The following is a 13,718-nucleotide window of genomic DNA, read 5'->3' as shown; positions in this document are numbered from 1 at the left end:
CCACATGAGCCGCGCGGGGCGCTGCACCACAAGCGCCCCGCGCGGACTCGCATCCGGTCACATCCCTCGACTATCCGAACGCTCGGAGGACATGCGGTGAACGAACTGCCGCAGCAGCTGGTCAACGGCCTGCTACTGGGATCCATGTACGGGCTGGTCGCCATCGGCTACACGATGGTCTATGGCATCGTCCAGCTCATCAACTTCGCCCACGGCGAGATCTTCATGACCGGGGCCTTCGGCGCGCTCACGGTCTATCTGTACGTACTCCCCGACGGCACCACCATGTGGATCGCCCTGCCGCTCATGCTCGTCGGCGCCATCTTCGTCGCCGTCACCGTCGCAGTCGGAGCGGAACGGTTCGCCTACCGCCCCCTGCGCACCGCACCACGCCTGGCCCCCCTCATCACCGCCATCGGCCTCTCCCTGGCCCTCCAGCAGGCGGTATGGGCCTGGTACCCCAACGCCAAGTCGGCGCGGACCTTCCCGCAGATCGAAGGCGGCCCCTTCGAGATCGGCAGCGTCACCATCCAGACCGGTGACGTCTTCCTCTTCATCGCGGCCCCCATCAGCATGGCCGTCCTCGCCTACTTCGTCATGAAGACCCGGACCGGACGCGGTATGCAGGCCACCGCCCAGGACCCGGACACCGCCAAGCTCATGGGCATCAACACCGACCGCATCATCGTGGTCGCCTTCGCCCTCGGCGCCGCGTTCGCCGCCGTCGGAGGCCTCGCCTACGGCCTCAAGTACGGCCAGATCGACTTCCGCATGGGCTTCATCCTCGGCCTCAAGGCCTTCACCGCCGCCGTCCTCGGCGGCATCGGCAACATCTACGGAGCCATGATCGGCGGCGTCGTCCTCGGCCTCGCCGAGACCATGGCCACCGCCTACATCGCCGACGTCCCCGGCATGTCACAGCTCGGCGGCCAGTCCTGGGCCAACGTCTGGGCCTTCGTACTCCTCATCCTCGTGCTCCTCTTCAGGCCACAGGGCCTGCTCGGCGAGCGCGTCGCGGACAGGGCGTGAGACCTATGACCACACAGACCACCAGCCCCCAGACGCCCGCCAAGGAGCCGGCCGGCTCCACCGCCGGACTCATCGGCATCCCCCCGAACATCGGACGCGCCCTCGCCACCGGCGGCGGCATCCTCACCATCATCTCCACCTTCCTCGCCTGGACCTGGACCGCCGCATTCCCCGGCGACCTCACCGTCTACGGCTACCCCGGCGGCCTACAGGTCCTCGTCCTCATCGGCGGCGCCCTCACCACGCTCTTCGGCCTCGCCTCCTACGGCATCAAGGGCCTGCGCTGGCTCACCCCCGCAGGCGCCGACAGCGCCATCAAGCTCGCCGCGCTCGCAGCGTTCGCCACCGCCTGGTACACGATCATCGCGATCAGCACCAAACTCGGCGGCCTCGCCAACCTCGAACCCGGCGGCTGGATCGTGGCCGTCGCCACCCTCACCGCCCTGGTCGGCTCGCTCTCCCTGCCGTTCCAGCGACCGGCACCCGACCCGTACGACCCCGACGACACCGCCTGGGAGCAGTTCCGCCACCAGCGCCGGTACGACGTCACCGTCGTCAAGGCAGCCTTCGCCTCCGGCACCACCAAGGCCCCGGCCCACAAGCTGCCCGCATACGCCGAAATCCTCGTCATCGTCGCCGCACTGGCCCTCGGCCTGACCGTCTTCACCTACGGCATCGGCACCGAATACGACGAGCAGTTCATCGGCTTCCTCATCACCGCGGGCCTCGGCTTCGCCGCCGCAGCCAAGGCCGGACTCGTCAACAGGCTGTCCGCACTCACCTCCAAGCACCGCAACGTCACCATGATCGGCGCGTTCGTCGCCGCCGCCGCATTCCCCTTCACCCAGTCCGACGACCAGTACGCGACCATCGGCGTCTACATCCTGATCTTCGCCACCGTCGCCCTCGGCCTCAACATCGTCGTCGGCCTCGCCGGACTCCTCGACCTCGGATACGTCGCCTTCCTCGGCGTCGGCGCCTACACCGCGGCCATGGTCTCCGGCTCCCCCTCCTCCCCCTTCGACATCCACCTGCCGTTCTGGGCCTCCGCCCTCCTCGGCGCAGCCGTCGCCATGGTCTTCGGCGTCCTCATCGGCGCCCCCACCCTCCGACTGCGCGGCGACTACCTCGCCATCGTCACCCTCGGATTCGGTGAGATCTTCCGCATCACCGTCCTCAACATGGACGGCACCAGCGGACCCGACATCACCAACGGCTCCAACGGCATCTCCTCGATCCCGAACCTCAACATCCTCGGGTTCGACTTCGGCCAAGAGCACAGCATCGCCGGATTCACCATCGCGCGCTTCGCCAACTACTTCCTGCTGATGCTCCTCATCACGCTGGTCGTCGTGGTCGTCTTCCGCCGCAGCGGCGACTCCCGCATCGGCCGCGCCTGGGTCGCCATCCGCGAGGACGAAACAGCCGCACTCGCCATGGGCATCAACGGCTTCCGCGTCAAACTCATCGCCTTCGCCCTCGGCGCAGCCCTCGCCGGCCTCGCCGGATCCGTCCAGGCACACGTCACCTACACCGTGACACCCGAGCAGTACCAGTTCGCCCACGTCGTACCGCCCAACTCGGCCTTCCTCCTCGCAGCGGTCGTCCTCGGCGGCATGGGAACCATCAGCGGCCCCCTCGTCGGCGCCGCACTGCTCTACCTCATCCCCGCCAAGCTCCAGTTCCTCGGCGACTACCAGCTCCTCGCCTTCGGCCTCGCGCTCGTCCTGCTGATGCGCTTCCGTCCGGAAGGCCTCATCCCGAACCGGCGCCGCCAGCTCGAATTCCACGAGGAAGCGGAAGCTCCCACAGTCCTCAGCAAGGCAGGGGCCTGACCACCATGACTACCGACACCACCACCAAGGGCGCCGCACCCGGCGCCACCACCCCCGGCGAAACCGTCCTCGACGCACGCGGCGTCACCATGCGCTTCGGCGGCCTCACCGCCGTACGCAACGTCGACCTCCAGGTCAACAGCGGAGAAATCGTCGGCCTCATCGGCCCCAACGGCGCCGGCAAGACAACCTTCTTCAACTGCCTCACCGGCCTCTACATCCCCACCGAGGGAGAGGTCCGCTACAAGGGCACCGTCCTGCCGTCCCAGTCCTTCAAGGTCACCGCCGCCGGCGTCGCCCGCACCTTCCAGAACATCCGTCTCTTCGCCAACATGACGGTCCTGGAAAACGTGCTCGTCGGCCGCCACACCCGCACCAAAGAAGGACTCTGGTCCGCACTCGTACGCGGACCCGGCTTCAAGAAAGCCGAAAAAACCTCCGAAGACCGCGCCATGGAACTCCTCGAGTTCATCGGCCTCGCCGCCAAGCGCGACCACCTCGCCAGAAACCTCCCCTACGGCGAACAGCGCAAGCTCGAAATCGCCCGCGCCCTCGCCAGCGAACCCGGCCTCCTCCTCCTCGACGAGCCCACCGCCGGCATGAACCCGCAGGAAACCCGGGCCACCGAAGAACTCGTCTTCGCCATCCGGGACATGGGCATCGCCGTCCTCGTCATCGAGCACGACATGCGATTCATCTTCAACCTCTGCGACCGCGTCGCCGTCCTCGTCCAGGGCGAAAAACTCGTCGAAGGCGACAGCGCCACAGTCCAGGGCGACGAACGCGTCATCGCCGCCTACCTCGGCGAACCCTTCGAAGACGCACCCGGCCAGGAGGAGCTCGCCGAGGTCGAAGCCGCCGAGGCACAGGCCGACGCCTCCACGGACGCCGCGCCCCGCAAGGAGAACGACCGATGACCGCACTCCTCGAAGTCGAAGACCTCCGGGTCGCCTACGGCAAGATCGAAGCCGTCAAGGGCATCTCCTTCAAGGTCGACGCCGGCCAGGTCGTCACCCTCATCGGCACCAACGGCGCCGGCAAGACCACCACCCTGCGCACCCTCTCCGGCCTCCTCAAGCCCGTCGGCGGCCAGATCAAGTTCCAGGGCAAGTCACTGAAGAAGACCCCCGCCCACCAGATCGTCTCCCTCGGACTCGCCCACTCCCCCGAGGGGCGGCACATCTTCCCCCGCATGACGATCGAGGACAACCTCCGCCTCGGAGCCTTCCTCCGCAGCGACAAGGCAGGCATCGACAAGGACATCCAGCGCGCCTACGACCTCTTCCCCATCCTCGGGGAACGCAGGAAGCAGGCCGCCGGAACCCTCTCCGGCGGCGAGCAGCAGATGCTCGCCATGGGCAGGGCCCTGATGTCCCAGCCCAAGCTCCTCATGCTCGACGAACCCTCCATGGGCCTCTCGCCGATCATGATGCAGAAGATCATGGCCACGATCTCCGAACTCAAGTCCCAGGGCACCACCATCCTGCTCGTCGAGCAGAACGCCCAGGCAGCACTCTCGCTCGCCGACCAGGGACACGTCATGGAGGTCGGCAGCATCGTCCTCTCCGGATCCGGCCAGGACCTCCTCCACGACGAGTCGGTCCGCAAGGCGTACCTCGGCGAGGACTGAGCCGGCCTACCTTCACAGCCCGGCTACTCGCATACGGCTGAGGCCCGCACCCGATGACACGGGGTGCGGGCCTCAGCCACGTACGTACTTCCGCGCGACGCTCAGCCCTTCGCGGCCTTCTTCTCGTCCGCGTCCTGAATAACCGCCTCAGCGACCTGCTGCATCGACATACGACGGTCCATCGACGTCTTCTGAATCCAACGGAACGCCGCCGGCTCCGACAGGCCGTACTCCGTCTGCAGCACCGACTTCGCACGATCCACGAGCTTCCGCGTCTCCAGACGCGTCGTGAGATCCTCGATCTCCTTCTCCAGCGCCTTCAACTCCGTGAAGCGCGAGACGGCCATCTCGATCGCCGGAACGACATCGCTCTTGCTGAACGGCTTCACCAGATACGCCATCGCACCGGCGTCGCGGGCACGCTCGACGAGGTCACGCTGCGAGAACGCGGTGAGCATCAGCACCGGGGCGATGGACTCCTCGGCGATCTTCTCCGCGGCGGAGATGCCGTCCAGCTTCGGCATCTTCACATCGAGGATGACGAGGTCGGGGCGGTGCTCCCGGGCGAGCTCGACGGCCTGCTCACCGTCACCGGCCTCGCCTACGACCGTGTACCCCTCTTCTTCGAGCATCTCCTTGAGGTCGAGACGGATCAACGCCTCGTCCTCGGCGATGACGACACGGGTCGTCAGCGGAGGCACGTGCGACTTGTCGTCGTCGGGCGCGTCTACGGGCTGGGGCGACTCGGGGGCGGTCACGGGGGCTCCTCGTTATGGGGCAGGTACTGCTCCCGAGAGCCTACCTAGCTACGGTATGGTTAGAACGCGGCGGGTCGGAGTGTTCCTTCGATTCGCAGGAGCTCCGGTAGTCCAATCGGCAGAGACGATACCCTCAAAAGGTATTCAGTGTGGGTTCGAGTCCCACCCGGGGCACTTTCCTTCGATTCGAAGGTCGACACAAGAAAGCGGATGTCCACGTTCTCGTGAACATCCGCTTTTTGCTGTGTGTCGAGACGATCAGCCTCGCAGAGTGGCCACATGTGCGACATGGGCACACGCAAGCGGGCACTCGCGCTGGTAGGCCAGGGGCGCAGCCTGAACTCGGTCAGCAAGGAAACTGGCGTCTCCCGGGCGGCGATCCGCTCCTGGCAGACACGGATCGAACCGCTACCACGCATGCAAACCCAGACCGAGCCGTGCGTCAGATGCCGCCGCGCTCCGGCACAGCCCGAAGACGCGGAGACGTACTCCTACCTCCTGGGCCTGTATCTCGGCGATGGCTGCATCAGCGCTCATCCACGGAATGGGCACTATCTCCGCATCGCGTGCGCGGACGCATGGCCTGGCCTCATCGACGCTTGCGAAGCCGCCGTCCGCTCGATCAACCCAACGCAGCTCGCCTACCGCGTCCAGGCTCAGGGCCACGTCTCAGTCGTCGGCTACAGCCGACACTGGCCCTGCTTCTTTCCCCAACACGGCTCGGGCAAGAAACACGAACGTGCCATCTTCCTTGAATCCTGGCAACAGGAAATCGTCGACGTCCACCCGTGGGAATTCATCCGCGAACTCATCCACTCCGACGGCTGCCGCATCACCAACTGGACCACGCGCCTCGTTGCTGGCGAGAAAAAGCGCTACGAGTACCCCCGGTACTTCTTCACCAACAAGTCGGACGACATCCGGAAGCTCTTCAGCGACACCCTCGACAAGGTCGGAGTCGAGTGGACCACGCTCGCCCGCGGCAGCGACCCCTTCAACATCTCGATCGCCCGCCGCGCCTCCGTAGCCCTCATGGACACCCACGTGGGCCCCAAGTACTGACCCCACGCCCCCACTTGGACCTACTTGGGGCTGTCGTCCTCGCCGATGTGGTGGACGCGGACCAGGTTGGTCGAGCCGGAGACCCCGGGCGGGGAGCCGGCCGTGATGACCACGACGTCGCCCTTCTCGCAGTGGCCGTACTTCAACAACAGCTCGTCCACCTGGTCGACCATCGCGTCGGTCGAGTCGACGTGGGGGCCGAGGAAGGTCTCGACGCCCCAGGTCAGGTTGAGCTGGGAGCGGGTGGCCGCGTCCGGGGTGAAGGCGAGGAGGGGGATCGGGGAGCGGTAGCGGGACAGGCGGCGGACCGTGTCACCGCTCTGCGTGAACGCGACCAGGTACTTCGCGCCCAGGAAGTCGCCCATCTCCGCCGCCGCTCGGGCGACCGCGCCGCCCTGGGTGCGGGGCTTGTTCCGGTCGGTCAGGGGCGGGAGGCCCTTGGCAAGGATGTCCTCTTCCGCGGCCTCGACGATGCGGGACATCGTGCGGACCGTTTCGATGGGGTACTTGCCGACGCTCGTCTCGCCGGACAGCATCACCGCGTCCGTGCCGTCGATCACGGCGTTGGCCACATCGCTCGCCTCTGCCCTCGTCGGGCGGGAGTTGTCGATCATCGAGTCGAGCATCTGGGTGGCGACGATGACCGGCTTGGCGTTGCGCTTGGCGAGTTTGACGGCGCGCTTCTGGACGATCGGGACCTGTTCGAGGGGCATTTCGACGCCGAGGTCGCCTCGGGCGACCATGATGCCGTCGAAGGCGGCGACGATGTCGTCGATGTTCTCGACGGCTTGGGGTTTCTCGACCTTGGCGATCACCGGGAGGCGGCGGCCTTCTTCGTCCATGATCCGGTGGACGTCCTCGATGTCGCGTCCGCTGCGGACGAAGGAGAGGGCGATGACGTCGCAGCCTGCGCGAAGGGCCCAGCGGAGGTCCGCCTCGTCCTTCTCCGACAAGGCGGGGACGGAGACGGCGACGCCGGGGAGGTTGAGGCCCTTGTTGTCGGAGACCATGCCGCCTTCGATGACGGTGGTGTGGACGCGGGGGCCGTCGACGGAGGTGACTTCGAGGCAGACCTTGCCGTCGTCGACGAGGATGCGTTCGCCGGTGGTGACGTCGGCGGCGAGGCCGGAGTAGGTGGTTCCGCAGGTCTGGCGGTCACCCTCCGTGCCCTCTTCCACCGTGATGGTGAAGGTGTCTCCGCGTTCAAGGAGTACGGGTCCTTCGGTGAAGCGGCCGAGTCGGATCTTCGGGCCTTGAAGGTCGGCGAGGATTCCGACGCTGCGGCCGGTCTCGTCGGAGGCCTTTCGCACGCGCTGGTAGCGCTCCTCGTGGTCGGCATGGCTGCCGTGGCTGAGGTTGAGGCGGGCTACGTCCATTCCGGCTTCGACCAGTGCCTTGATCTGGTCGTACGAGTCGGTGGCGGGGCCCAATGTACAGACGATTTTTGCTCGGCGCATGGTTCGAGCCTAGGCCTTACCAGCGGGTAGGGAATTGGTCGGGCATGACTACTCAACAACCTTTGCGTGAAGGGCTGTTGACAAGTGTTGAATTGTGCACGGGGCCGCTCCGATGAGCATTTCGGAGGGCTTTCAGAGCACCGGCGGTGACATTGTGAAGCGGGCGTTGACCTGTGCGTAGACGTGCTGTCGTTCGGGTTCGAGGTCGAGGGCGGGGGCTCCTTCGGGGGCTGACGCGTCGAATGCCATGGTGCGCATGCTTCGGGCGGATCCCGTTTCCATGCCGTAGGGGTGGGCGTTCTCGGCGCCGATGTCGGCGAGTTCCACGAGGGCGGCGAGTGTGGTGCCGAGGGCCTCGGCGTATTCGCGGGCTCGTTGGACGGCTTCGCGTACTGCCTGTTGCCTGGCCTGGCGGTGGGCGGGTGAGTCGGGGCGCAGGGCCCACCAGGGGCCGTCGACGCGGGTGAGGTCGAGGTCGGCGAGTCGGGTGGTGAGTTCGCCGAGGGCGGTGAAGTCGGTGAGTTCGGCGGTGATGTGGACGCGGCCGTGGTAGGCGCGGATGCGTTCTCCGCGGCCGTGTTTGGTGAGTTCGGGGGTGATGGAGAAGGCGCCGGTCTCCAGTTTTTCGACGGCGTCGCCGTAGGTCTTGACGAGGTCGAGGGCGGTGGCGTTGCGGCGGGTCAGGTCGGTGAGGGCGTCGCGGCGGTCGGTGCCGCGGGCGCTGACGGTGATGCCGATGCGGGCGATCTCGGGGTCGACTTCGAGGTGGGCTTCGCCGCGGACGGCGATGCGGGGTGCGTCGGGTGTGCCGTAGGGGACTGCGGAGCGGTTTTCCTCGGGGCCTTCGGAGGGTGAGGTCATACGTCCCACTCTGTCACCGGCGGCCCGTTTCCGGGGCTCGTCGGTCATCAGATCGAAACCTGCGGGGTCTGTTGCGGTACGTCATGACCGGGTCAGAATCTACGCGCGTATCTGCGTGTGTTGTCGACCGTTTCCCGAGGAGTAGCCCGTCATGCCGTTGAACCGTCGGAAGTTCCTGAAGAAGTCCGCCGTGACCGGCGCGGGGGTCGCCCTGGCCGGTGCGGTCGTGGCGCCGAGTGCTCAGGCGGCGGAGGCTGCGGTGGCGAAGGGTGGCAGGAAGCCGAAGCGGTATTCACTGACGGTGATGGGCACGACCGATCTGCACGGTCACATCTTCAACTGGGACTACTTCAAGGACGCGGAGTACAAGGATGCGGCGGGCAACGCGCAGGGTCTGGCGCGGATCTCGACGCTGGTGAACGCGGTCCGCAAGGAGAAGGGCCGGTGCAACACGCTGTTGCTGGACGCCGGTGACACCATTCAGGGCACGCCTCTGACGTACTACTACGCGAAGGTGGACCCGATCACCGCCAAGGGCGGTCCAGTGCATCCGATGGCGCAGGCGATGAACGCGATCGGTTATGACGCGGTGGCGCTCGGCAACCATGAGTTCAACTACGGAATCGAGACGCTGCGGAAGTTCGAGTCGCAGTGCCGTTTCCCGCTGTTGGGTGCGAACGCGCTGGACGCGAAGACGCTGAAGCCGGCCTTCCCTCCGTACTTCATGAAGACGTTCCATGTGAAGGGCGCCCCGCCGGTGAGGGTGGCCGTGCTGGGTCTGACGAACCCCGGTATCGCGATCTGGGACAAGGCGTATGTGCAGGGCAAGTTGACGTTCCCGGGTCTTGAGGAGCAGGCGGCGAAGTGGGTGCCGAAGCTTCGGTCGATGGGTGCGGACGTGGTGGTCGTGTCGGCGCACTCCGGTTCGTCGGGCACGTCCTCGTACGGTGACCAGCTGCCGTACGTCGAGAACTCGGCGGGGTTGGTGGCGCAGCAGGTGCCGGGGATCGACGCGATTCTGGTCGGGCACGCGCATGTGGAGATTCCGGAGCTGAAGGTCACCAACACGAAGACGGGGAAGACGGTCGTTCTGTCGGAGCCGTTGGCGTACGCGGAGCGGTTGTCGCTGTTCGACTTCGAGCTGGTCTTCGAGAAGGGGCGTTGGACGGTCGAGTCGGTGTCGGCGTCGGTCCGCAACTCGAACTCGGTGGCCGACGACCCGAGGATCACGAAGCTGTTGAAGGACGAGCACGACGTGGTCGTGGCGTATGTCAACCAGGTGGTCGGGACGGCGACTGAGACGCTGACGACGGTGGAGGCGCGATACAAGGACGCCCCGATCATCGACTTGATCACGAAGGTCCAGCAGGACGTGGTCAAGGCGGCGTTGGCGGGTACGGAGTACGCGTCGTTGCCTGTGTTGTCGCAGGCGTCGCCGTTCTCGCGTACGTCGGAGATCCCGGCCGGGGATGTGACGATCCGGGATCTGTCGAGTCTGTATGTGTACGACAACACGCTGGTCGCGAAGTTGATGACGGGTGCGCAGGTGCGGGCGTACCTGGAGTACTCGGCGCAGTACTTCGTGCAGACGGCGGCCGGTGCCGCGGTCGACGTGGAGAAGCTGACGAACGCGGGCAACCGGCCGGACTACAACTACGACTATGTGTCGGGTCTGACGTACGACATCGACATCGCTCAGGCGGCGGGTTCGCGGATCAAGAACCTCTCCTACGACGGTGTGGCGTTGGACGACACGCAGCAGTTCGTGTTCGCGGTGAACAACTACCGGGCCAATGGCGGTGGGGCGTTCCCGCATGTGGCGTCAGCGAAGGAGCTGTGGGCGGAGTCGACGGAGATCCGTACGCGGATCGCGGAGTGGGTGACGGCGAAGGGTTCGCTGGACCCGAAGGAGTTCGCGTCGGTGGACTGGAAGCTGACGCGTGAGGGGACGCCCGTCTTCTAGTCGGCTGCTGTTCGGCTGGTTCTGGTCGGCTTCTGTTCGGCCGGCTGGGTCTATTCGGCGAGTGGTGTGAGCATCCGTGGCTGCTGCCTGGCGGGCGGGATCTGGGGCTGCTGGGTGAGTCCGAAGGTCGTGAAGGCCGTTCGGCTCGGCAGTGGGTAGGGGTCCTTGCCCGTCAGGGAGTTGAGGATGCTCGCGCTGCGCCAGGCGGTGAGGCCGAGGTCGGGGGCGCCGACGCCGTGGGTGTGCCGTTCGCCGTTCTGGACGTAGACGGCTCCGGTGACGGAGGGGTCGAGGACGAGGCGGTGGCGGTCGTCGATGCGGGGGCGGTCGGAGGCGTCGCGGCGCATGTAGGGGTCGAGTCCGGCGAGGATTCGGCCGAGGGGGCGTTCGCGGTAGCCGGTGGCGAGGACGACGGCGTCGGTGGTGATGCGGGAGCGGCCGGCCTGTTGGGCGTGTTCCAGGTGGAGTTCGACCTTGGTGGTGGCGATGCGGCCCGCGGTGCGGACGTGGACGCCGGGGGTGAGGACGGTGTCGGGCCAGCCGCCGTCCAGGGTGCGGCGGTAGAGCTCGTCGTGGATGGCGGCGATGGTGTCGGCGTCGATGCCTTTGTGGAGTTGCCATTGGGCGGGGACGAGCCGGTCGCGTACGGGTTCGGGCAGGGCGTGGAAGTAGCGCGTGTAGTCGGGTGTGAAGTGTTCGAGCCCGAGTTTTGAGTACTCCATGGGCGCGAAGGCCTCGGTGCGGGCGAGCCAGTGGATTTTTTCGCGGCCGGCTGGGCGGTTTCTGAGGAGGTCGAGGAAGACCTCGGCACCGGACTGTCCCGAGCCGATGACGGTGATGTGTTCGGCGGTGAGGAACCGGTCGCGGTGTTCGAGGTAGTCCGCGGCGTGGATGACGGGCACGCCGGGGGCTTCGACGAGCGGGCGGAGCGGTTCGGGGATGTAGGGGGCGGTGCCGATGCCGAGGGCGATGTTCCTGGTGTAGGTGCGGCCGAGTGCTTCGGCTTCGCCGTCGCTGTCGAGTTGGGTGAAGTCGACTTCGAAGACGTCGCGTTCGGGGTTCCAGCGGACGGCGTCGACCTGGTGGCCGAAGTGGAGTCCGGGGAGGCTGTCGCTGACCCAGCGGCAGTAGGCGGCGTATTCGGCGCGGTGGATGTGGAGCCGTTCGGCGAAGTAGAAGGGGAAGAGGCGTTCGCGGGCCTTGAGGTAGTTGAGGAAGGTCCAGGGGCTCGCGGGGTCGGCGAGGGTCACCAGGTCGGCGATGAAGGGGACTTGGAGGGTGGTGCCTTCGATGAGGAGGCCGGGGTGCCAGTCGAAGGCGGGGCGCTGTTCGTAGAAGGCGGTGTCGAGTTCGGCCAGGGGGTGGGCGAGGGCGGCGAGGGAGAGGTTGTTGGGGCCGATGCCGATGCCGACGAGGTCGCGGGGGGCTTCGGGCTCGTGGTGTACGGGGTGTTTGGGGTGCGTGGGGGGTGTCGGGGACGTGGGGGGCGTCATCGCGGGGTGTGTCCTTCCACCAGTTTCAGGAGCGCGGCCAGGTCGTCGGCTCCGGTGTGCGGGTTGAGCAGGGTGGCTTTGAGCCAGAGGCGGTCGTCGAGGCGGGCGCGGCCGAGGACGGCTCGGCCTTCGGTGAGGAGGGTGCGGCGTACGGCGGCCACGGTGTCGTCGGTGGCGTCGGTGGGCCGGAAGAGGACGGTGCTGATGGTGGGCCGGTCGTGGAGTTCGAAGCGGGGGTGCCGGTGGATGAGTTCGGCGAACTCGGCGGCTTGTTCGCAGACCTGGTCGACGAGGGTGCCGAGTCCGGTGCGGCCGAGGGTTTTGAGGGTGACGGCGATCTTGAGGATGTCGGGTCGTCGGGTGGTGCGCAGGGAGCGGCCGAGGAGGTCGGGCAGGCCTGCTTCGGTGTCGTCGTCGGCGTTGAGGTAGTCGGCGTGGTGGGCGAGTGGGGCGAGGTCGTGGCGGTCGCGTACGGCGAGGAGGCCCGCGGCGATGGGTTGCCAGCCGAGTTTGTGCAGGTCGAGGGTGACGGTGTGGGCGCGGGCGAGGCCGTCGAGTTTGGGGCGGTGGCGGTCGCTGAAGAGGATGCCTCCGCCGTAGGCGGCGTCGATGTGGAGGCGGGCGCCGTGGGCTTCGCAGAGGGTGGCGATGTCGGGGAGCGGGTCGATGAGGCCGGCGTCGGTGGTGCCTGCGGTGGCGGCGACCAGGAGGGAGCCGCGGGGGCCCTGGAGCGCGGTCAGGGCTTCGTTCAGTGCGGCGGGGTCCATGGTGCCTGCGGGGGCGGGCACGGTGACGGGTTCGGGGAGGCCGAGGAGCCAGGTGGCGCGGCGGAGGGAGTGGTGGGCGTTCTCGGCGCAGACGAGCTGGGTGTGGCCGTGGCGTTCGCGGGCGAGGAGCAGGGCGAGTTGGTTGGACTCGGTGCCGCCGGTGGTGACGAGGGCGTCGCCGGCTGTCCGGGCCTGGCCCGCCTCCCGGTAGACCTCGGCGGCGAGGGCCCTGGTGACGAGGGATTCGAGTTCTGAGGCGGCCGGGGCCTGGTCCCAGGAGTCGAGGGAGGGGTTGAGGACGGAGGCGGCGAGGTCCGCAGCGGTGGCGACGGCGAGGGGCGGGCAGTGGAGGTGGGCCGTGCAGAGGGGGTCCGCGGGGTCTGCCGCACCTGCCGTGAAGGCTTGGACGAGGGTGCGGAGGGCGTCTTCGTCGCCGTGGTCCGGTAGGGGGTCGCCGAGGGCCTCGCGGAGGCGGGCGGCGACCTCGGTGGGGCCGCCGGACGGGAGGGGGCCGTCACGGGTGGCTGCGCCGGCTGTCAGTGCGTCGAGCACGGTGGTGAGCAGCGGTCGCAGGGTGGTCGGGCCTTGGGGGCCTGATGCGAGCGGGCTCATGGTCGTCCTCCGGGGCGCGGGGCGGGGACTTCCAGCGTGTCTGTGTTTGGGGCCGCGTGCCCGGAGAGTGCGGTGATCAGCACTCGAAAGGGGTATTGGCGCTTCGCGCCGGGGTTCTTGGCGCTCCGCGCCGGGGATTGTGGGGACGTGCGGGTCGGTGGGAGCTGGTCGCGCCCACGCGGCGGAGCCGCAGATCGATACAGCCCCGCGCCCCTAAAAGATGGCGGTTCGCGGCGCCCCAGTAAGAAAGC

11 protein-coding genes and 1 tRNA gene are annotated in these 13,718 nt (G+C 67.4%); 7 read left to right on the top strand and 5 right to left on the bottom strand.

Annotated elements, in window-relative coordinates:
* Positions 1-96 precede the first annotated feature (96 nt).
* The 4 genes from ACZ5VQ_RS14445 to ACZ5VQ_RS14430 are packed head-to-tail and all read left to right on the top strand — an operon-like array spanning position 97 to position 4,494.
* Positions 97-1,029 (top strand): branched-chain amino acid ABC transporter permease, encoded by a 933-nt coding sequence (locus ACZ5VQ_RS14445; RefSeq protein ID WP_055615817.1) that lies wholly within the window; start codon positions 97-99, stop codon positions 1,027-1,029.
* A gap of 5 nt (positions 1,030-1,034) precedes the next feature.
* Entirely contained in the window at positions 1,035-2,864 is a 1,830-nt protein-coding gene (locus ACZ5VQ_RS14440; RefSeq protein WP_469105153.1) for a branched-chain amino acid ABC transporter permease, read from the top strand.
* Between the two features lie 5 nt (positions 2,865-2,869).
* Positions 2,870-3,781: an ABC transporter ATP-binding protein gene (locus ACZ5VQ_RS14435; RefSeq protein WP_469105152.1), complete on the top strand. Its 912-nt coding sequence runs from the start codon at positions 2,870-2,872 to the stop codon at positions 3,779-3,781.
* Positions 3,778-4,494, top strand: a complete 717-nt coding sequence (locus tag ACZ5VQ_RS14430) for an ABC transporter ATP-binding protein (protein WP_055615814.1) — start codon at positions 3,778-3,780, stop codon at positions 4,492-4,494. Before ACZ5VQ_RS14435 ends, ACZ5VQ_RS14430 begins: the two co-directional genes overlap by 4 nt.
* A gap of 101 nt (positions 4,495-4,595) precedes the next feature.
* Here ACZ5VQ_RS14430 and ACZ5VQ_RS14425 read toward each other — a convergent pair whose 3' ends face one another.
* Positions 4,596-5,252, bottom strand: a complete 657-nt coding sequence (locus ACZ5VQ_RS14425; RefSeq protein ID WP_055615813.1) for an ANTAR domain-containing response regulator — start codon at positions 5,250-5,252, stop codon at positions 4,596-4,598.
* A 100-nt stretch (positions 5,253-5,352) separates the two neighbouring features.
* On the opposite strand from ACZ5VQ_RS14425, the gene ACZ5VQ_RS14420 reads away from it, so the two are divergent.
* Positions 5,353-5,426: transfer RNA gene (locus ACZ5VQ_RS14420), tRNA-Leu, on the top strand.
* A gap of 105 nt (positions 5,427-5,531) precedes the next feature.
* Positions 5,532-6,314: a transcriptional regulator gene (locus tag ACZ5VQ_RS14415; protein ID WP_469105151.1), complete on the top strand. Its 783-nt coding sequence runs from the start codon at positions 5,532-5,534 to the stop codon at positions 6,312-6,314.
* A 20-nt stretch (positions 6,315-6,334) separates the two neighbouring features.
* On the opposite strand, the gene pyk is transcribed toward ACZ5VQ_RS14415, so the two are convergent.
* Both pyk and ACZ5VQ_RS14405 read right to left on the bottom strand, forming a co-directional pair.
* On the bottom strand, positions 6,335-7,771 hold the full coding sequence (pyk, locus tag ACZ5VQ_RS14410; RefSeq protein WP_469105150.1) for a pyruvate kinase: 1,437 nt from the start codon (positions 7,769-7,771) through the stop codon (positions 6,335-6,337).
* A 132-nt stretch (positions 7,772-7,903) separates the two neighbouring features.
* Entirely contained in the window at positions 7,904-8,632 is a 729-nt protein-coding gene (locus ACZ5VQ_RS14405; RefSeq protein ID WP_469105149.1) for an SIMPL domain-containing protein, read from the bottom strand.
* Positions 8,633-8,783: 151 nt separating this feature from the next.
* On the opposite strand from ACZ5VQ_RS14405, the gene ACZ5VQ_RS14400 reads away from it, so the two are divergent.
* Entirely contained in the window at positions 8,784-10,595 is a 1,812-nt protein-coding gene (locus tag ACZ5VQ_RS14400) for a 5'-nucleotidase C-terminal domain-containing protein (protein WP_469105148.1), read from the top strand.
* 50 nt (positions 10,596-10,645) lie between these two features.
* Here ACZ5VQ_RS14400 and ACZ5VQ_RS14395 read toward each other — a convergent pair whose 3' ends face one another.
* The gene (locus tag ACZ5VQ_RS14395) at positions 10,646-12,088 is read right to left on the bottom strand and encodes a lysine N(6)-hydroxylase/L-ornithine N(5)-oxygenase family protein (protein ID WP_469105147.1); all 1,443 of its coding nucleotides are present in this window, start codon (positions 12,086-12,088) and stop codon (positions 10,646-10,648) included.
* Positions 12,085-13,467, bottom strand: coding sequence for a pyridoxal phosphate-dependent decarboxylase family protein (locus ACZ5VQ_RS14390; RefSeq protein ID WP_469105146.1), 1,383 nt, complete (start codon positions 13,465-13,467; stop codon positions 12,085-12,087). Before ACZ5VQ_RS14390 ends, ACZ5VQ_RS14395 begins: the two co-directional genes overlap by 4 nt.
* Between the last annotated feature and the right edge of the window lie 251 nt (positions 13,468-13,718).

Source organism: Streptomyces sp. NPDC033178 (assembly GCF_055577685.1).
Note: the sequence above shows the minus strand (reverse complement) of the source record. Positions and strands in the feature narration are given on the sequence as shown.

What these genes read in the sequence shown, in the direction of transcription:
- ACZ5VQ_RS14440 (WP_469105153.1), top strand. Translation starts at nt 1,035, where the DNA reads ATGACCACACAGACCACCAGCCCCCAGACGCCCGCCAAGGAGCCGGCC.
- ACZ5VQ_RS14405 (WP_469105149.1), bottom strand. Translation starts at nt 8,632, where the DNA reads ATGACCTCACCCTCCGAAGGCCCCGAGGAAAACCGCTCCGCAGTCCCC.
- ACZ5VQ_RS14435 (WP_469105152.1), top strand. Translation starts at nt 2,870, where the DNA reads ATGACTACCGACACCACCACCAAGGGCGCCGCACCCGGCGCCACCACC.
- ACZ5VQ_RS14415 (WP_469105151.1), top strand. Translation starts at nt 5,532, where the DNA reads ATGTGCGACATGGGCACACGCAAGCGGGCACTCGCGCTGGTAGGCCAG.
- ACZ5VQ_RS14400 (WP_469105148.1), top strand. Translation starts at nt 8,784, where the DNA reads ATGCCGTTGAACCGTCGGAAGTTCCTGAAGAAGTCCGCCGTGACCGGC.
- ACZ5VQ_RS14430 (WP_055615814.1), top strand. Translation starts at nt 3,778, where the DNA reads ATGACCGCACTCCTCGAAGTCGAAGACCTCCGGGTCGCCTACGGCAAG.
- ACZ5VQ_RS14395 (WP_469105147.1), bottom strand. Translation starts at nt 12,088, where the DNA reads ATGACGCCCCCCACGTCCCCGACACCCCCCACGCACCCCAAACACCCC.
- pyk (WP_469105150.1), bottom strand. Translation starts at nt 7,771, where the DNA reads ATGCGCCGAGCAAAAATCGTCTGTACATTGGGCCCCGCCACCGACTCG.
- ACZ5VQ_RS14390 (WP_469105146.1), bottom strand. Translation starts at nt 13,467, where the DNA reads ATGAGCCCGCTCGCATCAGGCCCCCAAGGCCCGACCACCCTGCGACCG.